Origin of the sequence: uncultured Gemmiger sp., from assembly GCF_934561205.1 — a bacterium.
Taxonomy (GTDB): domain Bacteria; phylum Bacillota; class Clostridia; order Oscillospirales; family Ruminococcaceae; genus Gemmiger.
Genome location: NZ_CAKTFU010000014.1, coordinates 1 through 24077 on the forward strand (window position 1 = coordinate 1; position 24077 = coordinate 24077).

Annotated in this window: 17 protein-coding genes; 6 read left to right on the top strand and 11 right to left on the bottom strand. The window is 60.2% G+C overall.

Translation table 11 applies throughout. The features are described 5' to 3' along the window. Nucleotides 1-525 precede the first annotated feature (525 nt). The 6 genes from Q0I19_RS08875 to Q0I19_RS08900 all read right to left on the bottom strand — a co-directional run bounded on the left by Q0I19_RS08875 (nt 526) and on the right by Q0I19_RS08900 (nt 5015). Nucleotides 526-1209 (bottom strand): sigma-70 family RNA polymerase sigma factor, encoded by a 684-nt coding sequence (locus tag Q0I19_RS08875; RefSeq protein ID WP_296023618.1) that lies wholly within the window; start codon nt 1207-1209, stop codon nt 526-528. A 31-nt stretch (nt 1210-1240) separates the two neighbouring features. Then, nucleotides 1241-1675 carry an anti-sigma F factor gene (gene spoIIAB / locus Q0I19_RS08880; RefSeq protein WP_294724441.1) on the bottom strand — a complete coding sequence of 145 codons (435 nt, stop codon included), beginning with the start codon at nt 1673-1675 and terminating at the stop codon, nt 1241-1243. Between the two features lie 12 nt (nt 1676-1687). Further along, nucleotides 1688-1984 carry an anti-sigma factor antagonist gene (locus tag Q0I19_RS08885; protein WP_294712727.1) on the bottom strand — a complete coding sequence of 99 codons (297 nt, stop codon included), beginning with the start codon at nt 1982-1984 and terminating at the stop codon, nt 1688-1690. A 113-nt stretch (nt 1985-2097) separates the two neighbouring features. Next, nucleotides 2098-3396 (bottom strand): folylpolyglutamate synthase/dihydrofolate synthase family protein, encoded by a 1299-nt coding sequence (locus Q0I19_RS08890; RefSeq protein ID WP_296023621.1) that lies wholly within the window; start codon nt 3394-3396, stop codon nt 2098-2100. After that, on the bottom strand, nt 3393-4001 hold the full coding sequence (locus tag Q0I19_RS08895; protein ID WP_296023623.1) for a VanZ family protein: 609 nt from the start codon (nt 3999-4001) through the stop codon (nt 3393-3395). Before Q0I19_RS08895 ends, Q0I19_RS08890 begins: the two co-directional genes overlap by 4 nt. A gap of 84 nt (nt 4002-4085) precedes the next feature. Further along, a complete protein-coding gene (locus tag Q0I19_RS08900; RefSeq protein WP_296023626.1) occupies nt 4086-5015 on the bottom strand; it encodes an AEC family transporter in 930 nt (309 codons plus the stop codon). Nucleotides 5016-5196: 181 nt separating this feature from the next. Here Q0I19_RS08900 and Q0I19_RS08905 point away from each other — a divergent pair, with 181 nt between their 5' ends. After that, nucleotides 5197-5538, top strand: coding sequence for an ArsC/Spx/MgsR family protein (locus Q0I19_RS08905; RefSeq protein ID WP_296023628.1), 342 nt, complete (start codon nt 5197-5199; stop codon nt 5536-5538). 435 nt (nt 5539-5973) lie between these two features. Continuing rightward, a complete protein-coding gene (locus tag Q0I19_RS08910; RefSeq protein WP_296023631.1) occupies nt 5974-8682 on the top strand; it encodes a valine--tRNA ligase in 2709 nt (902 codons plus the stop codon). A 167-nt stretch (nt 8683-8849) separates the two neighbouring features. Here Q0I19_RS08910 and Q0I19_RS08915 read toward each other — a convergent pair whose 3' ends face one another. The 5 genes from Q0I19_RS08915 to Q0I19_RS08935 form a co-directional block, all read right to left on the bottom strand. Further along, nucleotides 8850-9788 carry an RICIN domain-containing protein gene (locus tag Q0I19_RS08915; protein WP_294761627.1) on the bottom strand — a complete coding sequence of 313 codons (939 nt, stop codon included), beginning with the start codon at nt 9786-9788 and terminating at the stop codon, nt 8850-8852. Nucleotides 9789-9984: 196 nt separating this feature from the next. After that, the gene (locus tag Q0I19_RS08920) at nt 9985-11910 is read right to left on the bottom strand and encodes an ABC transporter ATP-binding protein (RefSeq protein ID WP_294761629.1); all 1926 of its coding nucleotides are present in this window, start codon (nt 11908-11910) and stop codon (nt 9985-9987) included. Further along, nucleotides 11910-13601 (bottom strand): ABC transporter ATP-binding protein, encoded by a 1692-nt coding sequence (locus Q0I19_RS08925; protein ID WP_294761644.1) that lies wholly within the window; start codon nt 13599-13601, stop codon nt 11910-11912. The genes Q0I19_RS08920 and Q0I19_RS08925 overlap by 1 nt, the downstream gene beginning before the upstream one ends. A 70-nt stretch (nt 13602-13671) precedes the next feature. After that, nucleotides 13672-14121 carry a MarR family transcriptional regulator gene (locus Q0I19_RS08930; protein WP_294761631.1) on the bottom strand — a complete coding sequence of 150 codons (450 nt, stop codon included), beginning with the start codon at nt 14119-14121 and terminating at the stop codon, nt 13672-13674. Between the two features lie 362 nt (nt 14122-14483). Next, nucleotides 14484-15701, bottom strand: a complete 1218-nt coding sequence (locus Q0I19_RS08935; RefSeq protein ID WP_294761632.1) for an iron-containing alcohol dehydrogenase — start codon at nt 15699-15701, stop codon at nt 14484-14486. Nucleotides 15702-15880: 179 nt separating this feature from the next. Between Q0I19_RS08935 and Q0I19_RS08940 the strand changes: the two genes are divergently transcribed. The 4 genes from Q0I19_RS08940 (at nt 15881) to Q0I19_RS08955 (ending at nt 23824) form a co-directional block, all read left to right on the top strand. Further along, complete coding sequence (locus Q0I19_RS08940; protein ID WP_294761635.1) at nt 15881-17893, top strand: penicillin-binding transpeptidase domain-containing protein; 2013 nt, start codon at nt 15881-15883, stop codon at nt 17891-17893. 85 nt (nt 17894-17978) lie between these two features. Beyond that, a complete protein-coding gene (locus Q0I19_RS08945) occupies nt 17979-18686 on the top strand; it encodes an ABC transporter ATP-binding protein (protein ID WP_294761636.1) in 708 nt (235 codons plus the stop codon). Beyond that, nucleotides 18687-22286, top strand: coding sequence for an FtsX-like permease family protein (locus Q0I19_RS08950; RefSeq protein WP_294761639.1), 3600 nt, complete (start codon nt 18687-18689; stop codon nt 22284-22286). A gap of 194 nt (nt 22287-22480) precedes the next feature. Next, nucleotides 22481-23824, top strand: coding sequence for an MATE family efflux transporter (locus Q0I19_RS08955; protein WP_294761642.1), 1344 nt, complete (start codon nt 22481-22483; stop codon nt 23822-23824). The last annotated feature ends 253 nt before the right edge of the window (nt 23825-24077 follow it).

A 24077-nucleotide genomic window follows, 5' to 3' on the forward strand; every position in this document is an offset into this window, starting at 1 on the left:
GTTCCACAAGTTTCAGTTTTGTTCAATTTTCAAGGTCCTGCTGTGCTGTCCCTTGAGCTCTCTCGCCGGACAGCTTGATTATGATACCACAGGAGATACAGTTTGTCAACAGGTTTTTACAACTTTTTTCGGATTTTTTTGCTTTCAGTGGTAAATATGCCTGGTATCGACAATTCTTCTGCGATGGGAGTATAGTAGCATATTAGAATGGCGCATGTCAAGGGGTTGTATTACTTTTGGGGAGATGCACAAGGCTGCGTGGAGGAAAATGTGCGGTTTGACGGGAAGGCCGCGGCGTGGCCCCCCTCAGTCAGCTTCGCTGACACCGCTTACGCGGCCGAACCCTTCTGTCGCTGCGCGACATCTCCCCACACTGTGGGGAGTCACCCCTCTAGGGGAGCCTACGGGGCGTCGGGGACGCCGCCCCCTACGTTCAAGAGGAAAGATTGCATACGCATATAAATGCGAAGCGGGCCGATGCGAGCATCGGCCCCTACGGTTGACGGGAGTTGCGATATATAAAGCTTATAGGTCTAATAACTGCAAGCGCATCCAGGCCAAGATCTTGCGTTCGCGGCGAGAGATTTGGACCTGGGTGCTGCCGAGGATCTTGGCGGTTTCGGTTTGGGTGCGGTTGCCGAAGAAGCGCAGGCGGATCAGTTCCCTGTCTTTGGGTTCCAGCTTGTCCATCACCTCACGCAGACCGATGCGGTCGGAGAGTGTTTCCTCGGGCGAGTCTACCGGCACGTCCCATTCGCGGGTGCCGTCCTCGTCATTGCCGGGGGTCAGGGACAGTGCGGGCAGCGACGCGCGGATGGCCAGGGCGATCTGCTCCGGGGTGGTTTGCAGGGTTTCGGCCAGCTGGGCAACGCCCGGCTCCCGGCCGGTATGCTTTAAGCAGCGCTCGCGTTCGGCGTTGACTTTCAGCCCCAGCTCTTTGAGTGAACGGCTGACCTTGACCGTGCCGCCGTCCCGGAACAGCTTTTTGATCTCGCCCAAAATCACCGGCACGGCGTAGGTGGAAAAGCAGACCCCGCGTGTGGTATCGAAACCGTCCACCGCCTTGACCAGCCCCAGGCAGCCCGCGGCGTACAGTTCTTCGTACTCGATGCCCCTGCTTTTAAAACGCCCGGCGCAGGCATGAACAAGGCCGAGATTCTTCTCGATAAATTCTTCGCGCGGCATGGTTTGGATGGTCTGGGCTGGCATAGGCAGAATCCTCCTTACAAATATGTAAAGGTCATCTGCGGGCGTCCAGCCGCTTGGTGAGGGTCACGCGGGTGCCGCGCCCGGGCCGCGAGGAAACACGCACCTTATCCATAAAGCTTTGCATGACCGCAAAGCCAAGGCCCGCGCGTTCCTCGGGGTCGCCGGTGGTGTACATAGGCTGCATAGCCTTGTCTACATCAGTGATGCCAACGCCGCGATCGGTGACGGTGATGCGCACGACACCACCCTCGTACAGTGCCGCCGTGAGGGTGACGGGGCCGATGCCATCCGGGTAGGCGTGCACGATGCAGTTGGTGACAGCTTCGGACACAGCAGTTTTGAGGTCGGCCAGCTGCGGGACGGTGGGATCGAGCTGCACAAGGAACGCCGCCAGCGCCGCGCGGGCGAAGCCTTCGTTGACGGAACGGCTGGCAAAGGTGATCTTGACCTGATTGAGCATCTTCATGGCAGTTCTCCTTTATGCGTAGGTTATGCGGGCCAGGTCGAGCATGCGACGCACCGCGGGTGGCGGGTTTTGCACGGTAAGGCGGCCGCCCAGCGCCGAGATATGCCGTCCGCGACCCAGGATCAGCCCAACACCGGAGGAATCCATAAACGTAACGCCCGAAAAATCCAGCGTCAGCAATTCCGGCAGGCGGTCGTCCACCTGGGCGTCGATCTCCCGCCGGATGGACTGCGCGGCGTGATGGTCGATCTCGCCGCTTAAATAGGCCGCCAGCGTGCCGCTGCCCGGCACAAAACAAACCTTTGCCATAGTGCTTGCCCCTTTTTCCTTTTGAATGTACGGCGTTTGCCAAAACAAAAAGCCTGTACCATTACAGTACAGGCTTTCGGGTGCATATTTTGTTAAAACAGGGCGGTGGCGCGTTAATTTTCTGCTTCTTTGAGCATCAGCGGGCGGGCTTCGGCCGCCAGATAGAGCGAGCCGCAGACGACCACACCGGCGAGGTTGTTTTCCTCGCAGTAGTCAAGGGCTTTGCGCAGGGCTTCTGGCACACTGGCGGCGGCTTCGGCGTCGAGGTGGAAGCGGGCTTCCTTTTGCAAATCCTCTGCAGAGAGGGCGCGCGGGCAGTCCGGCGTGACGGTGAACACCTTGGCGAAGCAGGGCGCGAGGTCAGACAGCATGTCCTTATAGTCCTTGTCGGCCAGCATGCCCAGCACGCCGACGAGGTTTTCCTCGTACTCGGCTTTGGTCAGGGTTTCGGCCAGGACTTTGGCACCGTCCGGGTTGTGGCAGCCGTCCAGCAAGAGCAGCGGATGGCGGCGCATGACCTCGATGCGGGCGGGCATGTGGGCGTTGTTCAGGCCCTGCTCGATGGCATCGTCGGAGATATCGTAGCCGAACTCGCGCCAGAGGGCGAGGGCGATCTCCACGGCCATGGCGGCATGGTTGGCCTGATGCGCGCCGGGAAATTGCAGGTTGGCCTTGTAGCCGCCGTAGTCGATGCGGTTTTCCAGCCGTTTGCCGCGCAGCAGGCGGATGTCGTCCATCTCGGGCGTGATGATGACAGTGTTCGTCTCGGCCGCAGCGCCGAGGATGGGGCCCATGGCTTCGGCGGGCTGCTCGGGGTAGTTGACGACGGCACAGCCTTCTTTAATAATACCGGCCTTTTCGGCGGCGATCTTGTCCAGCGTGTCGCCGAGGATCTCGGTGTGGTCGTAGCCGATCTTGGTGATGGCGGCAACGAGCTTGTGCGGCACAATGTTGGTGGCATCGCAGCGGCCGCCGAGACCTGTTTCCAGCACGACGAGGTCGCACTTTTCGCGTGCGAACCAGAGCAGTGCCAGCGCAGTGACGGCTTCAAACTGGACGGGGATCTCGCCGCCCTCAAGCTCGATAGCGTCCACGGCGTCGAGCACCTTCTGGGCCAAGCTGGCCAGCGTGCGCGGCGGGATCATCTCGCCGTCGATCTGGAACCGCTCACGGAAATCGACAACATACGGACTGATGGTCAGGCCGGTCTTGTACCCGGCGGCAGTCAGGATCGACGAGGTCATGGCGGCCAGGCTGCCCTTGCCGTTGGTGCCTGCGATGTGGATACATTGCAGTTCTTTTTCGGGGTTGCCCAGGTGGTCCATCAGGTTTTGCATACGGGCCAGGCCGGGTGCCCCCTGCCCCAGACGCGGCAGGGCGTGCAGTGCTTCGATTGCCTGTTGGGTGGTCATGCTTCGTTTTCCTCCTCATCGGGTTCCTCGCCTTTGGCCGCACGGTGGGCGGCGCGGCGGGCCAGACGTTCATGCTCGCGCTGACGCAGGGCTTCCTGCTCGGCGCGCAGCGCTTTGTTTTCACGCTTGACCTGGTAGAATGCCACAGCGGCACGCAGGATCAAGAGAATGATCAGGGCCACAAACAGCCCCGCGATAACACCGGCCATGTCGATCCAGACATCGGTCACAGACGAGGTGCGGTTGGGGATAGAGAGCTGGATGGTCTCGTCCATGAGGGCGGTGCTCATACCAGCCAGCAGCGGCCAACTGACGTGGCGGACAAAACGCCGTGTGTAGACCCGCAGGCAGAGCATCAGCAGGAAACCTTCGAGCATGAACTCGGAGAAATGCGCCAGCTTGCGGATGAGATGTTCAGACAAGGGGCCAAGGCCGAACTTGCCCAAAAAGCCGTTGACCATGGCGGTGACGGCCTGGCTGCGGGCGGACGAGACTTCGCCCGTCTGCATGGAGTTGCGGAAGATAAAGAGGATACAGGCCAGCAGCGCCGCCGTAAAGAGAATGCGGAACGCGACCAGCCATGGGGATGTTTTTTGTTGTTGCATAGTGCTCCTTTTATGTGGGGACTCCTCTTTTGAAGCTCTATTATAGCACCTATGGGGGTTGAGGGCAAGGGGATGCTTTTGCGCTTAGCCCAATACCATCGTCAGCAGCAGGGCGTAGAGCGGCAGGGTCAGGATGCTGGAAAGGGTGGAAAAGACCACCGCACCGGCGGCGAGTTCTTCATCGTGGTGGAACTGGATGGCAAACATCGTGGTGATGGCCGCGCAGGGGCAGGCTTCGAGCAGCAGTACGATGGTGGGCACGGTGCCGTGCAGGCCCAGCAGGGCGAAGATCAGCAGCTCCACCGCCGGGATAGCCAACATGCGCAGGCCCCAGACAAGGAAGAGATTTTTATTTTTCAGCAGCTTTCTCAGGTCACTGGATGCGATCGTCGCGCCGGTGATGATCATGGACAGCGGGGTGTTCATATCGCCGATGGCACCGATGGGGCCGGTGAGGATCTCCGGCAGAGGGATGCGGGCCAGGTAAAGAAACAGACCGACCACAACAGCGATGATACAGGGGCAGGTTGCCACGGCGCGCACCGTCTGCTTGGGGTTGACCTGGCCGGAAACGACCACATAGCCGATAGTCCAGATCAGGATGTTAAAAACCGTGACAAAACCGCTGGCGTAGAGCAGACCCTCGCTGCCGAACAGTGCCTTGATAAGCGGGAAGCCCATGTACCCGGCGTTGGAGAACGCGCAGGCAAACCACAGGATGGCGCGCACGTCCTTTTGCACCTTGATGGTTGCCGCAAATGCCGCTGCCAGGCCCACCAGCAGCACCAGCGCGCCCAGGCCGAACGCCAGCATCAGGTTATGGAAGGTGGCGGGGTCATACTCGACCATATAGCTGTCCAGCACCATGGCCGGGACGACCAGATAGAGCAGCAGATTGGCAAGGATCGATTTTTCTTTGGGTTTGAACACGCCCGCTTTGCAGCAGACTGCACCGGCCAAAATCATAAGCAGCAGTTCTGCCACCTGTTTGGCCGTGATAACAGCAAGTTCCATGGTTGATACTCTCCCTTTTTTGTTGCGGATGGCATACATAATATACTATATATTTTTTAGGGTGCGGTTGTCAATAAAGGATCGGTGTGGTATGCTGGTTTTATAAAATGTGCAGTGGTTTTGCGGGTGGATACGAGCATCCGCCCCTACACGACATCCCAGAGAAAGAGAGACAACCCGGATGAACATTCAGATTTTCGGCACGAACAAAAGTTTTGATACCAAAAAGGCACAGCGGTGGTTTAAGGAGCGGGGCATCAAGTTCCAGATGATCGACCTGAAAGAAAAGGGCATGAGCCGCGGCGAGTTTGATAACGTCTGCCGCGCAGTAGGCGGCTGGGCCAAGCTGGTGGACGAAAATGCCAAAGACAATGACACGCTGGCCCTGCTGCGCTGGCTGGACGAAAGCCAGCAGGCCGACAAGCTGTTTGAAAACCAGCAGTTACTGCGCCAGCCCATTGTACGCAACGGCCGCCAGGCAACCGCCGGGTATTGCCCGGAGGTGTGGGAGAAGTGGGAATAAGCGGGCAAGTTCTATATAAGTAAAAATTTTCTCTCCCTCAGTCGGCTTCGCCGACAGCTCCCTCGCAGAGGGAGCCTTTCGCCAATTTCCTACTTGACATTTCCCGCACTGTGCGGTACATTATAAGGTACAATGCAGTGCGAAAGAGTGCGTGCAGATCAGGGCTTTTTCAGCAAGCCGGGGGTGATGCAAGCCCGGCAAGGCCCGCTGTGTGCTGTCGCTTTCAAGCAGGCGCGGTGAAACTTTACTAGCCGCGCACGGGTTTGCCGCCGTTATTCGGGCAGGCGGGGTGTTTGCCCTGCCGCAAAGCGGCCTTTTACAAGGCAACTTGGGTGGTACCGCGACTTGAATTTTTCAGGCCGTCCCATGATTTTCTCATGGGGCGGCTTTTTCTATTGGTTACACGCCCCGCAATTCTCAAGGAGGTTTACACAAATGCCGAAAGAACTCGCCAAACAGTATGCGCCCCAGGGTACGGAGGACCGCATCTACCAGAACTGGTGCGACAAGGGGTATTTCCATACCCAGATCGACCGCAGCAAAAAACCTTTCACCATCGTAATGCCGCCGCCGAACGTTACCGGCCAGCTGCACATGGGCCACGCCATGGATGAGACCTGGCAGGATATCCTGACCCGCTACAAGCGCATGCAGGGCTATGCCGCCCTGTGGGTGCCCGGCACCGACCACGCTTCCATCGCCACCGAGGCCAAGGTCGTAGCCAAGATGCGCGAAGAAGGCCTGACCAAAGAGATGGTGGGCCGCGACGGCTTCCTGGAGCGTGCCTGGGACTGGAAGAACACCTACGGCAACCGCATTGTCAGCCAGCTGAAAAAGCTGGGCTGCTCCTGTGACTGGCAGCGTGAGCGCTTTACGATGGACGAGGGCTGCTCCAACGCCGTCAAGGAAGTGTTCGTCCGCCTGTACGATCAGGGGCTGATCTACCGCGGCAACCGCATGGTCAACTGGTGCCCGCACTGCAACACGTCCATTTCTGACGCCGAGGTCGAGTACGAGGCCAAGGAGGGCAGCTTCTGGCACCTGCTGTACAAGGTGAAGGAGACCGGCGAGTATCTTGAGCTGGCCACCACCCGCCCCGAGACGATGCTGGGCGATACCGCCGTGGCGATCAACGCCGACGACCCGCGCTATGCCCACCTGCATGGCTGCCATGTCATTCTGCCGCTGCTGGACCGCGAGATCCCCATCGTCTGCGACGAGCACGCCGACATGGAAAAGGGCACCGGCGTTGTGAAGATCACCCCCGCCCACGACCCCAACGACTTTGAGGTCGGCAAGCGCCACGACCTGCCGATGATCCGCGTTCTGACCTATGACGGCCACATGACCGGCGCCGCCGAGAAGGCTGCCGCCGATGCCGAGCGTGCCGCCGGACGCGCTGCCGCCGACGAGCCGGAAGTCCTGGACTGCGGCAAGTACGCCGGCATGACCGCGCTGGAAGCCCGCAAGGCCATGCTGGCCGATCTGGAAGCCTGCGGTGCCCTGAAAGAAACCGAGCCGCTGACCCACGAGGTCGGCACCTGCTACCGCTGCCATTCCGTCATTGAGCCAATGGTTTCCAAGCAGTGGTTCGTCAAGATGGAGCCGCTGGCCAAGCCCGCCATTGAGAGTGTGGAAAAGGGCGAGATCAAGTTTGTGCCCGAGCGCTTTACCAAGAACTACCTCAACTGGATGAAGGGCGGCCGCGATTGGTGCATCAGCCGCCAGCTGTGGTGGGGGCATCAGATCCCCGCCTGGTACTGCGACGACTGCGGCGAGACCGTGGTTGCCAAAAACGCCCCCTGCACCTGCCCCAAATGCGGCGGCAGCAAGCTGACCCAGGACCCCGACACGCTGGACACCTGGTTCAGCAGCGCGCTGTGGCCCTTCTCCACCCTGGGCTGGCCCGACGAAAACGCCGAGGATTACCGCTACTTCTACCCCACCAACACGCTGGTGACCGGCTATGATATCATCGGCTTCTGGGTTTCCCGTATGATTTTCTCCGGCCTTGCCTACACCGGCAAAGCTCCGTTCGACACCGTGCTGATCCACGGCATCGTGCGCGACAGCCAGGGCCGCAAGATGTCCAAATCCCTGGGCAACGGCATTGACCCGCTGGAAGTCATTGAGCAGTACGGCGCGGACGCGCTGCGCCTGATGCTGATCGTCGGCTCCACCGCGGGCAACGATATGCGTTACAGCGACGAAAAAGTGCTGGCAGCCCGCAACTTTGCCAACAAGCTGTGGAACGCTTCCCGCTTTGTGCAGATGAACCTGCCCGAGGATTTCCGGCCCGGCCTGCCCGAGGAAGCCCTGCTGGACATGAGCGACAAGTGGGTGCTGTCTGAGCTGGCCAAAGTCGCCGCCGATGCGTCCGCCAACCTGGACAAGTACGAGCTGGGTCTGGCCGCCGAAAAGATCGAGAACTTCATCTGGGAAGTGTACTGCGACTGGTACATTGAGATCTGCAAGGCCCGCCTGAACAGCGAGGACGCACAGGCTGCCGACACCGCCCGCAAGGTGCTGGTGTATGTGCTGGACAAGGCGCTGAAGCTGCTGCACCCCTTCATGCCCTTTATCACCGAAGAAATTTATCAGGCCCTGCCCGGCAGCGCCGAGACCATCATGACCCAGAAGTGGCCCGGCGACGAGAACATGCCCGTTTGGGCCGACGAATGCGCCGACTTTGAAAAGCTGATGGACTACATCAAGGCAGTCCGCGCGATGCGCGCCGAGATGAACGTCCACCCCGCCAAAAAGACCACGATGGTGATTGAAACCGCCAGCCCCGCCGCCTTTGAAAAGGGCGGTGCCTACCTGGCACGCTTTGCCTTTGCCACCGACGTCACCGTGACCGACAAGTACACCGGCAGCACCGAGGGCATGGTCAACGTGGCCACCCCCGACGCGAAGGGCTTTATCCCGATGATGGAGCTGATCGACCGCGAGAAGGAGCTGGCCCGCCTGAACAAGGAACTGGCCAAGGCCGAAAAAGAGCAGACCATGTTCGAGAATCAACTGAAGAACCCCAAGTTTGTGGAAAAAGCCCCCGCCAAGCTGGTGGAGGAAACCCGCGCCAAGCTGGCTGCCGCCCAGGAAAAGGCCGCCAAAATCCACGAGAGCATCGCCGCATTGGGTTGATTTTGCCGCGTACAACGAATAGCGTAAAGGGAGAGGACGAGAGGTCCTCTCCCCTTTTTATACCCGCACACAAAAAAAGCCCCCGAAACGCAAAGCGTTTCGGGGGCAACTCGTTACAGCACAATATTACGAAATGGATATATAGGGTAAGTAATTACAGGTTGTAATTACTTCTTGCGGTTCTTCTTGCCGGCGGTCTTTTTGGCGGCGGACTTGACAGCCTTGACGGCCTCCTCGACAACGGGCTTGACAGTCTTGACGGTCTCATCGACGACGGGCTTTACGGTCTTGGCAGCCTGCTCGACAACGGGCTTGACAGTCTTGACGGTCTCATCGACGACAGGCTTTACGGTCTTGGCAGCCTGCTCGACAACGGGCTTGGCGGTCTTGACAGTCTCCTCGACGACGGGCTTCACAGTCTTGGCGGCCTGCTCGACAACGGGCTTGGCGGCCTTGACGGTCTCCTCGACGACGGGCTTTACGGTCTTGACGGTCTCCTCAACAGCCTTGGCAGCCTTCTTGGCGGCGGGCTTCTTGGCGGCAGCCTTGACAGCCTTGGTCACTTCCTCGGCAGCGTTTTCGGCAGCGGCGGTCAGCTCGGCCTTGGCCTTGGCGGCGCTGGCCTTGGCGCTGGTCTTGGGCTTGCGGGTAACTTCGTCAATGGTCCAGAACTGGTTGTCGCCGTTGACGTCGGCCCAGATCTGCAGGGCGGTGCCGTTGTCGGCGGTCATACCGGCGTCCAGCAGCTTGCCGGCGAGGTTGGACTTGATCTTGACGCGGCCGTCGTTGGTCGGCTCAACCACCCACAGCTGGCTGCTGGCGGGGGCGCCTTCCCACTGGTGAACGCGGGTGCCGTCGCTGACGCCGCCCATGTTCAGGTCCAGCATCTTGCCGGTGAAACGGTTCTGCAGGCGGTAAACGCCGTCGCCTGCGGCGACAAAGCTCCACTGCTGCCACTCAACGTTGGCGTTGTCCCACAGCTGGATCTTGGCGCCGTTGTCCATGTTGAAGTCAGCGACTTCTACGACCTTGCCGTTGGCGGAACTGATGGTATAGAACTTGCCGTCAGCGATGACGGTCTGGGTCATTTTCTTCTTGGTTGCCATAATGGCTCTCCTCCTTATATAACGGCGGACGGGCACGGGGCACTGTCCGCAGGGTAAACCAACACGATTTTGCGTGTCTACGTGTACTATTATAACCACTTTTTACCAATCCGTCAACTTTTTCGCGTTAATGCGGCATATTACACAAAAAAACCGGGATGGCGTTAATCCATCCCAGTAATTTTGTTTGATTCGATCACGAATTTTCGGCAAAATTCCCCGTGTAGAGGGTGTAATACTTGCCCTTCTGCGCAATCAGTTCGTCGTGGGTGCCGCGCTCAATGATGCGGCCCTGCTCCAGAACCATGATGCAGTCGGAGTTGCGCACCGTGGACAGACGGTGCGCAATGACAAAGGTCGTGCGGCCGTACATCAGGCCGTCCATGCCCTGCTGCACCAGGCGCTCGGTGCGGGTGTCGATGCTGGAGGTCGCCTCGTCCAGAATCAGCACGGGCGGGTCGGCAACGGCGGCGCGGGCAATCGCCAGCAGCTGGCGCTGACCCTGGCTCAGGTTGGTGCCGTCGCCGGTCAGCATCGTGTTGTAGCCCTCGGGCAGGCGGCGGATGAACTCGTCGGCGTTCGCCAGCTTGGCGGCGGCGCGACATTCCTCATCGGTGGCGGTCAGGCGGCCGTAGCGGATATTTTCCAGCACGGTGCCGGTGAACAGGTGGGTGTCCTGCAGCACGATGCCCAGCGAGGCGCGCAGGTCGCTCTTGCGGATGTGGGTAATGTCGATGCCGTCATAGTGGATGGCACCCTTCTGGATATCGTAAAAGCGGTTGATCAGGTTGGTAATGGTCGTCTTGCCCGCGCCCGTGGAGCCGACAAAGGCGATCTTCTGGCCGGGACGGCCGTACAAATTGACGTCGTGCAGTACAATTTTGTCGGGATAGTAGCCGAAGTCCACGTCCTCAAAGACGATGTCGCCCTTCAGCTCGCGGTAGTCGGCGGTGCCGTCGGCATTGACGCGCTTCCACGCCCACAGGTTGGTGCGCTCGTCGGTTTCGGTGACGCTGTCATCGGCCAGACGCTTGGCGTTGACCAGCTTGACCTGCCCTTCATCCACTTCGGGCTTTTCGTCCATCAGGGCAAAGACGCGCTGACCGCCCGCCAACGCCATAATGACGGAGTTGAACTGCATGGAGATCTGGCTGATGGGCATATTCAGGCTGCGGTTGAAGGTCAAAAAGCTCGCCAGCTTGCCCAGCGTCAGCCCGCCGACGCCGCCCAGCGCCAATGCACCGCCGATCATCGCCGCCATCACATAGGACAGGTTGCCCAGCTGGGTGTTGACGGGACCGCCCAGGTTGGAGAAACGGTTGGCCTTGTCGGCGCTTTCAAACAGGGCGTCGTTCAGCTCGTTGAACTGCGCAATGGCTTCGTCCTCGTGGCAGAACACCTTGACGACCTTCTGCCCGTTCATCATTTCCTCAATAAAACCGTTGACGGCGCCGAGGTCGCGCTGCTGCGACACAAAGTATTTGCCGGAGTTGGTGGTCAGGTACTTGGTCGCCAGCAGCATGACGCCGACCATAATCAGCGTCACCAGCGTCAGCAGCGGGCTGAGCATGATCATAGAAACCAACACGCTGACGACCATGATGCTGCTGTTGAACAGCTGCGGGATGCTCTGGCTGATCATCTGGCGCAGGGTGTCGGTATCGTTGGTGTAGATGGACATGATGTCGCCGTGGGCGTTGCGGTCAAAATACTGGATGGGCAGCGTCTGCATGTGGGTGAACAGATCGTCGCGCAGACGCTTCAGCGTGCCCTGGGTGACGTGCGCCATGATGCGCGCCTGCGAGAAGTTGGCGATGATGCCGCAGAGGTAGAACGCGGCGGTGCGTCCGATGGCAGCCGCCAGACCGGAGAAATCGCTGCTTTGCTCTGCCAGCAGGGGCAGAATGTAGTTGTCGATGAGCTTTTGCATAAACAGGGTGCCCTGCACGGTAGCCAGCACGCTGACAACGATGCAAACCATCACCGCGACCATGGCAACGGTGTAGGTTTCACCGACATAGCGCATAATGCGCATAAAAATTTTGCCGGGGTTTTCGACCTTGGGGCGGGGTCCGCGGGCACCGCCGGGGCCGACTTTTACGACTTTTGCTTTCTCTGCCATTATGCCTCGCCTCCTTTTTCGTCAAAGTCGCCGGAGCCTTTGGTCTGGCTGTTGTAAACTTCCTGATAGATCGGGTTGGTGGCCAGCATCTCGGCGGGTGTGCCGAAGCCGCTGACACGGCCGCCGTCCAGCACCAGCACCTTGTCGGCGTTCTCGACACTGGAAATGCGCTGCGCAATGATAAACACCGTCGTGCCGGGGATCTTTTCGGCGAAAGAACGGCGGATCTTGGCGTCGGTGGCGGTATCGACGGCGGAGGTGGAGTCGTCGAGGATCAGAATCTTGGGCTTTTTCAGCAGGGCGCGGGCAATGCACAGGCGCTGCTTCTGACCGCCGGACACGTTCGCGCCGCCCTGGTCGATGTGGGTTTCGTACTTGTCGGGGAAGCGCTCGATAAATTCATCGGCGCAGGCCTGCTTGCAGGCATCCTCCAACTCCTGCTGGGTGGCGTTTTTGTTGCCCCAGCGCAGGTTGTCGGCAATGGTGCCGCTGAACAGCTCATTTTTCTGCAAGACCATGGCCACGCTGTTGCGCAGGGTGTCCAGGTCGTAGCTGCGCACGTCCTCGCCGCCGATGTAAACGTGACCGGCGGTGGTGTCGTACAGGCGGGGCAGCAGCTGCACAAGGCTCGTCTTGGAGCTGCCGGTGCCGCCGATGATGCCCACGGTTTCGCCGGAGCGGATGTTCAGCGAAATATCGCTCAGCACATCGCGGCCGTCCTCCTTATAGCGGAAGCAGACGTGGTCAAAGCGCACCGCGCCGTTCTTGACCTCCGTCAGGGGCTTGTCGCAGTTGGCCAGGGTGCTCTGCTCGGTCAGCACCTCGCTGATGCGGCGCGCGCTGGCGGCGGACATGGTGATCATAACAAAGACCATCGACAGCATCATCAGGCTGGTCAGAATGTTCATGCAGTAGGTCAGCATGGACATCAGCTCGCCGGTGGTGAACTCCGTCGCGCCGGACAGCACGATCATCCGCGCACCCAGCCAGGAAATCAGCAAAATGCAGGTGTAGACGGTCGCCATCATCAGGGGCGCGTTGTAGGACAGGACTTTTTCGGCCTTGAGCAGCAGCTGCTGCACGTTGCCGGAGGCTTTTTTGAACTTTTCGCTCTCAAAATCCTCGCGCACATAGGCCTTGACCACACGGATGGCGGAGACGTTTTCCTGCACGCTCTCGTTCAGGTCGTCGTATTTTTTGAAGGCGGCGGAGAAGTAGCGGCTGGCGCGGGTCATAATGATGACCAGACAAATCCCTAAGAAAATAACGGCAACCAGATAAATTCTGGCAAGCCCCGCGTGGATGGAGAACGCCATACACATGGCAATGATCATGCTGGCGGGGGCGCGGATCGCCATACGCAGGATCATCTGGTAGGCGTTTTGCAGGTTGGTGACGTCGGTGGTCATGCGGGTGACAAGACCGGCGGTGGAAAATTTGTCGATGTTGGCAAAGCTGAAGGTCTGGATGTTTTGGAACATCGAACGGCGCAGGTTGCGGGCATAGCCGGTGGAGGCACGGGCACCCAGCACGCCGCCCATGACGCCGAAGAACAGACCTACGGCAGCGGCCACGATCATCCAGCCGCCGACGCGGTAGATGACAGACAGGTTGCCGGCGGTGACGCCGTCGTCAATGATGGTGGACATCAGCTTGGGCAAGATCATCTCCATGATGACCTCGCCGATCATGCAGACAGGCGTCAGGACGGAAACCAAACGGACGCCTTTTGTCTCTTTGGCAAGTGTGTTCAGCAAGGTTTTATTGCTCCTTTCTTATTTCGGCAGAGGAATCCAGAATGACCTGAGCGTTTCGCAAAAGAATATTCAGCCCGCGGCACATCGTTTCCAGCTCCTGCTGCGAAAGCCCGGCCTGCAGCTCGGTTTCGTAGCGGTCGATGGTATTGTGCACGCGGTCGTGGTAGGCAACGCCCTTGGGGGTCGCCTGCAGCCGCTTGAGGCGGGCGTCCTTTTGCACGGCGCTGCGGGTGATAAGCCCTGCCTGCTCCATGTTTTGCAGCATAGAAGTAACGCTGGAACGTTGGATATGCAGCCATTTTTCGATATCGCGCTGGTAAATGTCGCGATCCTCGCGGTTGGCGGCAACAATGCGTCCCAGCACCATGCCCTGTATGCCGCCCAGTTCCGGCGCGACCTCCGCCGAAACGCGGGCGTCCAGGGCGCGGCGGATGGTGCGGGAAACCTCAGACACCAGTGCGCCGACGTGTTCTTCTTTACAGTCGGGGCAGTCGGGGCAATTGGGCGCGGTGTTTGGTTGGTTAGACGTTGGAAATCACCTGCTTTTCTGTCGATTTTTGTTTTGCGATGTACTGTTCGATTGTGAATTGTTCGTTTTCTAACAGTTCGATTTCGTACAATAAGAGTATATCATTAACCTGTCGAAAGTCAAGCTGTGATTTCTTGCGCAGATTCTTGCAAAAATTGCAGGCGGAAATGAACCCGTACATGTACCGTTGCCGTTAGGTCGCGGGCGGGGCATGCCCCGCCCCTGCCGCACAGCAAAAGCGCCGCCCCTCCGCAGCGCAGAGGGGCGGCGCATACTGAATCAGAAAATCAGAAATCAACCTCAGTGTCGTAGTAGCAGCACTTCAGCAGCTTTTCCATCTCTTCCTGGTTGGGCTGGCGGGGGTTGGAGCCGGTGCAGGCATCGGCGATCGCGTTCTTGGCGATCTCGGGCAGACGCTCCAGGAACACTTCCTCCGGCACAAAGCCCTTCTCGCAGGGGTAGGAGTCGGGGCCGTAGTGGCCGATGCAGTGCGGAATGTTCAGGTCATCGTTCATGCCGCGCAGGTACTTGATCAGCAGCTCGACCTTCTCGTCATCGTTGCTGCCGCCGAGGTGCATCTTGTCGGCAATAACGCCGTAGCGGGCCTTGGCGGTGGGGTCCTTGGCGTTGTAGGCAATGACCTTGGGCAGGTACATAGCGTTGGCGGCGCCGTGGATGATGTGGGCGCCGTAATCGGCAAAGGCAGCGCCGGTCTTGTGCGCCATGCTGTGGACGATGCCCAGCAGCGCGTTGGAGAACGCCATACCGGCCAGGCACTGTGCATTGTGCATAGCATCGCGTTTTTCCATATCGCCGTTGTAGCTGCCGACGAGGTCAGCCTGGATCATCTCAATGGCGTGCAGCGCCAAGGGATCGGTAAAGTCGCAGTTGGCGGTGGAAACATACGCCTCGATCGCGTGGGTCATGGCGTCCATACCGGTGTGGGCGACCAGCTTTTTGGGCATGGTGTGCGCCAGCTCGGGGTCAACGATGGCGACGTCGGGGGTGATCTCAAAGTCCGCGATGGGATACTTGATGCCCTTGTCGTAGTCGGTGATGATGGAGAAGGCGGTCACCTCGGTCGCGGTGCCGGAGGTGGAGGAAATGGCGCAGAAGTGTGCCTTGCGGCGCAGCGGCGGGATGCCGAAAACCTTGCACATTTCTTCAAAGGTAATGTCGGGATACTCGTACTTGATCCACATCGCCTTGGCAGCGTCGATGGGAGAACCGCCGCCGATGGCAACGATCCAGTCCGGCTCAAACTTCAGCATGGCCTCGGCGCCCTTCATGACGGTGGTGACAGAGGGATCCGGCTCGATGCCCTCAAACAGTTCCACTTCCATGCCGGCTTCCTTTAAGTAAGCCTCCACGCGATCCAGGAAGCCGAAACGCTTCATGGAGCCGCCGCCCACGCAGATCATTGCGCGCTTGCCGGGCAGGGTTTTCAGGGCCTCCAGCGCATTGGGGCCGTGGTACAGGTCGCGGGGGAGAGTAAATCTAGCCATAATAATAGCCTCCTCGATACGGTTATGTTGGGGTTTGACAATCTTTTGTCAACCTATTTGTGCTTAGTATACGCCTCTTTTGCATAAAAATCAATGGGCATTGGGGAGAAATTTTGAACACTTTTTCGGCATTTTGCCGATTGACAGCGCATAGCCTTGGCAAAAGGGAGGAATTTGCCATGCGCTTTTTGACCCCGCAGCAAAGCCGCACCATGCGTTTGCGGGCGCGGCTGCTCTGCGCCGTGCTGGCCGTGGTGTGCCTGGGCGGGCTTTTGCTGCGCCTGGCCGTGCTGATGCTGCGCGACCCCGACGGTTACGCCCGCCGCGCCGCCGACCAGCAGCTGCGCGGTGCCACCCTGCCCGCCGCGCGGGGAGAGATATTTTCCGCTGACGGCACACTTTTGGCCTCCGGCGAGACCTGCTGGACCATACGCGCCGCCCCGCGTGAGCTGGACGACGCCCTTGTACAGCCCGCCGCTGCGGCGCTGAGCGAAATTCTGGAGCTGGACTACGCCGACACGCTGCAAAAGCTGAGCGTGCGCACCTCCAACGACTGCCTGCTGGCCCGCCGTGTGGGGCGCGAGGCCGCCGATGCCGTGCGGGACTGGTGCCTTGCGCAGGGGGCGGCGGGTATCCAGATCCGCCAGGACATCAAGCGCGTCTACCCTGAGGGGGATTTTCTGGGCGGGGTGCTGGGCTTTACCGATGTGGACAACGCCGGGCTTTGGGGGCTGGAACTGCGCTACAACGATGTTTTAACAGGCCAAAACGGCCGAATCCTGACCGCCAAGAACGCCTGGGGCTACGATATGCCCACCCACTACCAGACGCTGGTCGAGGCTGTGCCCGGCAGCAGCCTGACGCTGACCATCGACGCCAACATTCAGCACTGGCTGGAAAGCGCGCTGGCCGCCGCCGTGCAGGAGCACCATGTCGCGCAGCGCGGCGTGGGCATTGTGATGGATGTCAACAGCGGCGCGGTGCTGGCCATGTCCTGCCAGCCGGACTACGACCCCAACCGCCCGCGCTACCTTATAAATAGTACCGTGCGGGAGCAGGTCAACGCCCTGCAGGGGGAGGAGCGCAGCGCCGCGCTGCAGGCTGCCCAGCAAGCCCAGTGGCGCAACAAGGCCATCAGCGATTTGTACGAACCGGGCAGCGTGTTCAAGCTGATTACCGCCGCTGCCGCCCTGGACACCGGCTGCTGCCGCCCCACCGACCGCTTTACCTGCGCGGGTAAAATTTCGGTGGCGGGCACACGGTTCCGCTGCGCCAACGGGCATATCCACGGCAGCGAAACCTTTGCCCAAGGGCTGGCGGTAAGCTGCAACCCCTGCTTTATCCAAATCGGCGCGCGGCTGGGCAAAGAGAATTTTTGCCGCTATTTCGAGGCTTTTGGTCTGCGCACCGCCACGGGCATCGACCTGCCGGGCGAAGTGCGCCGCAGCGAATACTACACCGCCGACCGCATGGGGCCTGTGGAGCTGGCGTCCTGCGCCTTTGGGCAGAGCAGCAAGGTCAGCTATTTGCAGATGCTGACCGCCGTCTGCGCCGTGGTCAACGGCGGGCGGCTGATGCAGCCGTATATTGTGCAGCGCATCACCGCGCCGGACGGCAAAACCACCGATACAGCGCCAAAATTGGTGCGTCAGGTGATAAGCGAGGAAACCTCCCGCACCATGTGCGAGCTGATGGCGGGGGTCGTGACGTCCGGCACAGGCAAAAACGCCGCGCTGGCGGGCTACCGCGTGGGCGGCAAAAGCGGCACCAGCCAAAAGCTGGACAGCCAAAACGAGGGTGCACGCATTGCCAGCTTTGTGGCCGTTGCCCCCATTGACGACCCCAAGCTGGCGGTGCTGGTCTGCCTGGACGAACCCCACAGCTGGACAACAAGCGGCGGCGCACTGTCCGCGCCTGTCTGTGCCGAGGTGCTGGAAAAGGCCCTGCCCTATTTAGGCATCGCGCCGCAGTACACCGAGGCCGAGCAGAAAAAGCTGTTTGCCGCCGTGCCGGATCTGGCAGGGCGGGGCCTCGGCTACGCCAAAACCGCCTTGAGCGAGTCGGGCTTTGCTGCTGCCGTGCAGGGCAGCGGCGGCACGGTTCTGCGTCAGTACCCCGCCGACGGCGTCAGTGCCCGCCGGGGCAGCACCGTGACCCTGTACACCGAGGAGGACTGCGACACGGAGGATTGACCCGTTGAAAATTCACCGAAAAAACATACATTTTGGTGCGAAGTATGGTATACTATAATAAATTATCTATGCCTCGGAGGATGCCATGCCGCAGCCGTATGTATTATTTGACAACGTGTGTAAATATTACCAGATGGGTGACACCCGCATTGCCGCGTCGGATCACGTCAGCTTTTCCATTGAAAAGGGCGAGTTCTGCGTCATTTTAGGCCCCTCCGGCGCAGGCAAGACCACCGTGCTGAATATGCTGGGCGGCATGGACACCTGCGACGAGGGCACCATTCTGCTGGACGGCGAGCGCGTGAGCGATTTTGACCAAAAGCGGCTGACCACCTACCGCCGCTACGACGTGGGGTTTGTCTTTCAGTTTTACAACCTTGTGCAAAACCTGACCGCCCGCGAAAACGTGGAGCTGGCCGCCGAGATCTGCCGCGACCCGCTGGACGCCGACACCGTGCTGGAGGAGGTCGGCCTTTCCGAAAGAAAGGGCAATTTCCCCGCGCAGCTTTCGGGCGGCGAGCAGCAGCGCGTATCCATCGCCCGCGCCCTGGCCAAAAACCCCAAAATTCTGCTTTGCGACGAGCCGACGGGTGCGCTGGACTACAAAACCGGCAAGCAGGTGCTGGCACTTTTGCAGGCCACCTGCCGCGAAAAAGGCCGCACGGTCATCGTCATCACCCACAACAGCGCCCTGGCCGCCATGGCCGACCGCGTGATACGCATCAACAGCGGCCGCGTGCTGGACGAGACCGTGAACCCCGACCCCACCCCCGTAGAAAGGATAGAATGGTAAATGCCGCGCACCTACAACAAAAATGTAATACGCACCTTCCGCAGCACGCGCAGCCGGTTTTTTGCCATATTCTCCATTGTCGCCCTGGGCGTGGGCTTTCTGGCCGGTTTGAGCGCGACCCCCGTGGACATGAAGGAATCCATGGAGCGCTACATGGACGACGGCAATTTTTACGATGTGCGGGTGCTTTCCACACTGGGTCTTACCGATGACGATGTGCAGGCCCTGCGGCAGGTGCCCGGCGTGCAGACCGTGCAGCCCGCCTACTCGGCCGATCTGCTGGTGCAGACCGGGGACGACAGCGCCGTGGCGCGCGCCCACAGCCTGCCGCCCGACGGGGACGAGGCCATCAACCAACTGGTGCTGGCCGAGGGACGTCTGCCCCAAAGCCCCGACGAATGTCTGGTGGAGGTGGGCGCCACCGGGCTGAACCCCACCTACTCGGTGGGTACGGTCTTTACCGTGACCGCCGAGAACGAGGATCTGGACAGCAAGCTGAACCGCACCCGGTTTACCGTGGTGGGGCTGGTGCACAACAGCAACTATTTCAGCTATGAGCGCGAGCCTGCCAGCGTGGGCAGCGGTGCGGTGCAGGTGGTGATGTACCTGCAGCCCGAAGCCTTTGCCTATGAGGCCTACACCGAAATTTACCTGACCGCCGCCGGGGCGAAGGAGCAGGACAGCCTGACCGAGCCTTACCGGCAGACCGTGCAAACGGTGATGGACAACATCGCCGCCATACAGGACGATCGCTGTCAGGCCCGCTACGACGGGCTGCTGGCCGATGCCCGCGCCGAGCTGGACGACGCCTGGCAGAAATACTATGAGGCCGAGGCCGACGCCGAAGCCCAGCTGGCCGATGCCGCCGCACAGCTGGAGGACGGCAGAAATCAACTGCAAAGCGGCAAAAACAAGCTGGCCGACGGTCGGCGGCAATACGCCGACGGCAAGACCCAACTGGAAAACGGCACCAACCAGATGTTGGACGGCCAGGCGCAGCTGAACGACGCGCTGGGGCAGTGGTACAAGGCCGACGCCGAGTGGCAGCAGGGCAAGCAGGAATTGGACAGCGGCAAGGCGCAGCTGGACGAAAACGAGCCTGCCTACCGCGACGGTGTGCAGCAGCTGGCCGACGCCCTGGGCACCGATTACGCCACGGTGGACAAGTTTGCCGCCGATTTGGCCGCCTACTGCACCGCGCAGGGCATCGCCCCGCCCGACACGGCGCAGGGTATGCTGGAGCTGCTTGTGACCTACGGCGAGGGGCTGCCCCTGCCGAAAATTTCCGACGAGCAGCTGGGGCAGATCCGCGATGCCGCCGCCGAGCTGCGCACCAAGCTGGACGACATCCCTGCCGACCTGCTGCCCGACGAGCAAAAGCCCCTGTTGGAGGAGGCCAAGGTTCTGGTGCAGGCACTGGCCGACGCCGAGACCTCCGACGAAATGTGGGACGCCCTGCAAAATGCTTACACCTGGCTGCAGGACCACCGCGACCTGCTGCCCGACGAGGTGTACGAGGCCCTGAACGCCTTGATTTTAAGCGTTTTGCAAAAAGAGGAACTGAACGAGCTGGCTGCCGCCCTGGCGGGCATGGTAAAGTTCAAGCAGGCGCAGCAGCAGTACGAGGCCGGTTTGCAGCAGCTGACCGACGCCCGCACCCAACTGGACGATGCCTACGCGCTTTTGCAGGAGAAAATGGTCGAGCTGGGCGTGGCACAGGGGCAACTGCTGGACGCCCAAGGCCGACTGGACGCCGCCTGGCGGGATATCCTGAACGGGCAGCGGGAAATTGATGAAAACGAGAAAAAGCTGACCGACGCCGAGGCGGAATACGCCAAAGCCAAGGCCGAGGCCGAGCAGAAACTGGCCGACGCCCGCGCCGAGATCGAGGACGGCGAGGCCAAGCTGAACGACCTGGAAAAGCCCGAATGGTACGTCTGGGACCGCAGCAAAAACACGAGCTTTGGGTCTTTTAAGGCCAACGTGGACAAGCTGACCGCCATCACGACGGTGTTCCCCGTGTTCTTCTTCCTGGTGGCGGCGCTGGTGGTCTCGACCACGATGACCCGCATGGTCGAGGAGGAACGCCTGCAGATCGGCACGCTGAAAGCCCTGGGCTATGCCCGCGGCACCATTATGCAGAAATACCTGTGGTACGCCTTCGGCGCATCGGCGCTGGGCGCGGTCGTGGGGCTGGCTGTGGGGTTCCGGGTGTTCCCCACCATCATCTGGTCGGGGTATTCCATGATGTACTATATGCCCGAGATCGCCACGCCGTGGCGGCTGCAGCAGGCAGTTTTTGCCGGTGCCTCGCTGATTGGGCTTTCCTTGGGTGTCACAGCCCTGGCCTGCCGCGCCTCCCTGGCGGAGATGCCCGCCGCCCTGATGCTGCCCCGCGCCCCCAAGGCCGGCAAGCGCATTTTGCTGGAGCGCATCACCCCGCTTTGGCGGCGGCTGCCCTTCACCTGGAAGGTGACCTGCCGCAACCTGCTGCGCTACAAAAAGCGCTTCTGGATGACCGTCATCGGCGTGGCGGGCTGCACGGCGCTGCTGGTGGCGGGTTTCGGCTTGTCAGACTCGCTGAACGGTATCATCACCAAGCAGTTTGACAATGTGTCGCACTACGACCTGATGACCGTTGTCTCCAAGGAGCAGGCCGTGCGCGAGGGGGCGGTTTACGACTATCTGTTTGAGGACAGCAAGACCTTTCCCCTTTCGATGGCGGCGGCGGTGCAGTCCACCCACTGTGACAGCGCCGACGGCGAGATGGAGCTGTACCTGATGGTGCCGCAGGATCTTGCGCGGTTTGCGCAGCTGATGGACCTGCACGAGCGCATCGGCGGCGAGCCGACCCCGCTGACCGACGACGGCATTGTGCTGACCGAAAAGCTGGCCAAAACGCTGGGCGCTGCCGCCGGGGACACGGTAACGCTGAAAAACGCCGACGGCGACGCCGCCGAATTTACCGTGACAGGCGTCTGCGAGCACTACATAAGCAACTACGCCTACATTACGCCCGCCGTGTACACCGCCGCCTTCGGCAAGGCACCGACGTACAATGCGGTTCTGAGCACGCTCACCGACGAATCGGCCGAAAACCGCGCCGCGATCTCGGAAAAACTGCTGGATATAGACACGGTGGTCAGCCTGACCTTTACGCAGGACGCCGTCAAGCAGGTGCTGAACATGCTCAACTCCATTGACGCCGTAGTCGTGCTGATCATCGTCTGCGCCGCCATGCTGGCGTTTGTGGTGCTGTACAACCTGTCCAACATCAACATTGCCGAGCGCGTCAAGGAAATTGCCACCATCAAGGTGCTGGGTTTCTATGACCGCGAGGTGTACAGCTACGTCAACCGCGAAAGCACGGCGCTGGCCTGCATCGGCACGGCGTTGGGGCTTGCGCTGGGCAAGGCGCTGCACGCCTTTATCATTACCACCGTGGAGGTGGATTCGGTCATGTTCGGGCGCGATATTGCCCCCCAAAGCTACCTGTACGCCGTGGCGCTGACGCTGGTTTTCAGCACGGCGGTCAACCTGGTCATGGGGCGCAAGCTGAAAGCCATCTCGATGGTCGAAAGCATGAAGGCGCCCGAATAGCCCTTGCAAAGTGCGCAATATATTTGCGGTCGGATTTTTATCGTTTTTTATAAAAATTGCGGTTCTATCGCCATTTATGGGCATAGGGCCGCAATTTTTGCACCCTTGAAAAGTGCTGGGCCCTGCGGTATAATAAAGATACTTTGCGCAGATATTGTGCAGTTTCGTTATTGCAAATAACAAAGGAGTATGTCATGCAGACCCAAGCACCCCTGTTTACCCGCCGCAAGCTGGCCACGCTGATCTGGCCGCTGTTTTTGGAACAGATTTTAAGTGTCACCATGGGCATGGCCGACACGCTGATGGTTTCCGGCGTGGGCGAGGCTGCCGTTTCCAGCGTGTCGCTGGTGGACAGCCTGAATATTTTGATCATTCAAATCGTTTCGGCGCTGGCCAGCGGCGGTGCCGTGATCGCCAGCCAGTATATGGGCCGCCGCGATGAGGAAAACGCCCGCCACAGCGCCGCCCAGCTGTACTGTGTGCTGGGCATCAGCACCGTTACGCTGACGGTCATCTGCTTAGCGCTGTCCCGCCCGCTGCTGCGGCTGGTGTTCGGCAGCATTGACGATGACGTCATGGCATTTGCCCAGCAGTACCTCATCATCACGGCGCTGTCCTACCCGTTCATCGGCTTTTACAACGGCGGCGCGGCGTTGTTCCGCGCGCAGGGCAACAGCCGCATCAGTATGCTGGCCAGCCTTGTCATGAACATCTTTAACATTGCAGGCAACGCCATCCTGATCTACGGCTTTAAGATGGGCGTCATGGGTGCGGCGCTGGCCACGCTGTTGGGCCGCATTATCGCCGCTGTCTGGCTGATGCTGCAAAACCAGAGCATCTCCAACCCGCTGCGCGTGCACTCCTGGCAGGAGCTGCGCCCGCATAAGGAAACGATCCTGCGCATTTTGGGCATCGGCATCCCCACCGGGCTGGAAAACGGCATGTTCCAGATCGGCAAGCTCTGTGTCAGCAGCCTGACCTCCACCCTGGGCACCAGCGCCATTGCGGCCAACGCGGTGGCAAACTCGGTTTCCACCCTGGCGAATATTCCCGGCAACACCATCAGCCTGGCCATGATCCCCGTCGTGGGGCAGTGCCTGGGCGCGGGCGAGAAAAAGCAGGGCAAGCGCTATTCCCTGCTGCTGGTCGGCACGGCCATGACGGGGCTGGCCATCACGAACGTTGTCATGTTTGCGGTCATCCCCTACCTGACGGGCTGGTTCAGCCTGTCGGCCGAGGCCGCCGCCATGTGCGTCACGGTGGTGCGGTGGTTCAACGTGTTCAGCGTGTTTTTCTGGGCCAGCAGCTTTACGCTGCCCAACGCCCTGCGCAGCGGCGGCGACGCCAAGTACACCATGACGGTCAGCATCGTCAGCATGTGGCTGTTCCGCGTGATTTTGAGCTACATTTTTGTGCTGAAATTCCACATGGGCCTGACCGGCGTCTGGTTTGGCATGTTTATTGACTGGATCTGCCGCAGCGCATGCTTCTGGCTGCGTTTCCTGAGCGGGAAATGGACAGAGCATCGCGTTATTTGACGATTCCGATACATTTCTGTGTCCGCCTGTGCGGGCACATTTTTTGTATAAGGGCAATATCGCATAATTCTAAGTGCCGATACGGCGAGCGAGGTGCGGCAGATGCTAAGCCAAAAGCGCAGATAATACTTTGTGTATTATCGAGCATTTTGGCAACGCAGATGCCGTGCCGCAGCCGCTGGAGCGGTGCTTAAGCCGTAAGGCGGGAATTGTGCGGTGTTGCCTAAGGGCACGGGCGGCGGCATTGTGTTTG

Coding starts and splice junctions, on each gene's coding strand:
- Q0I19_RS08875 (WP_296023618.1), bottom strand. CDS start 1,209: ATGCCAGCCCAGACCATCCAAACCATGCCGCGCGAAGAATTTATCGAG.
- spoIIAB (WP_294724441.1), bottom strand. CDS start 1,675: ATGAAGATGCTCAATCAGGTCAAGATCACCTTTGCCAGCCGTTCCGTC.
- Q0I19_RS08885 (WP_294712727.1), bottom strand. CDS start 1,984: ATGGCAAAGGTTTGTTTTGTGCCGGGCAGCGGCACGCTGGCGGCCTAT.
- Q0I19_RS08890 (WP_296023621.1), bottom strand. CDS start 3,396: ATGACCACCCAACAGGCAATCGAAGCACTGCACGCCCTGCCGCGTCTG.
- Q0I19_RS08895 (WP_296023623.1), bottom strand. CDS start 4,001: ATGCAACAACAAAAAACATCCCCATGGCTGGTCGCGTTCCGCATTCTC.
- Q0I19_RS08900 (WP_296023626.1), bottom strand. CDS start 5,015: ATGGAACTTGCTGTTATCACGGCCAAACAGGTGGCAGAACTGCTGCTT.
- Q0I19_RS08905 (WP_296023628.1), top strand. CDS start 5,197: ATGAACATTCAGATTTTCGGCACGAACAAAAGTTTTGATACCAAAAAG.
- Q0I19_RS08910 (WP_296023631.1), top strand. CDS start 5,974: ATGCCGAAAGAACTCGCCAAACAGTATGCGCCCCAGGGTACGGAGGAC.
- Q0I19_RS08915 (WP_294761627.1), bottom strand. CDS start 9,788: ATGGCAACCAAGAAGAAAATGACCCAGACCGTCATCGCTGACGGCAAG.
- Q0I19_RS08920 (WP_294761629.1), bottom strand. CDS start 11,910: ATGGCAGAGAAAGCAAAAGTCGTAAAAGTCGGCCCCGGCGGTGCCCGC.
- Q0I19_RS08925 (WP_294761644.1), bottom strand. CDS start 13,601: ATGATCGGCGAGGTCATCATGGAGATGATCTTGCCCAAGCTGATGTCC.
- Q0I19_RS08935 (WP_294761632.1), bottom strand. CDS start 15,701: ATGGCTAGATTTACTCTCCCCCGCGACCTGTACCACGGCCCCAATGCG.
- Q0I19_RS08940 (WP_294761635.1), top strand. CDS start 15,881: ATGCGCTTTTTGACCCCGCAGCAAAGCCGCACCATGCGTTTGCGGGCG.
- Q0I19_RS08945 (WP_294761636.1), top strand. CDS start 17,979: ATGCCGCAGCCGTATGTATTATTTGACAACGTGTGTAAATATTACCAG.
- Q0I19_RS08950 (WP_294761639.1), top strand. CDS start 18,687: ATGCCGCGCACCTACAACAAAAATGTAATACGCACCTTCCGCAGCACG.
- Q0I19_RS08955 (WP_294761642.1), top strand. CDS start 22,481: ATGCAGACCCAAGCACCCCTGTTTACCCGCCGCAAGCTGGCCACGCTG.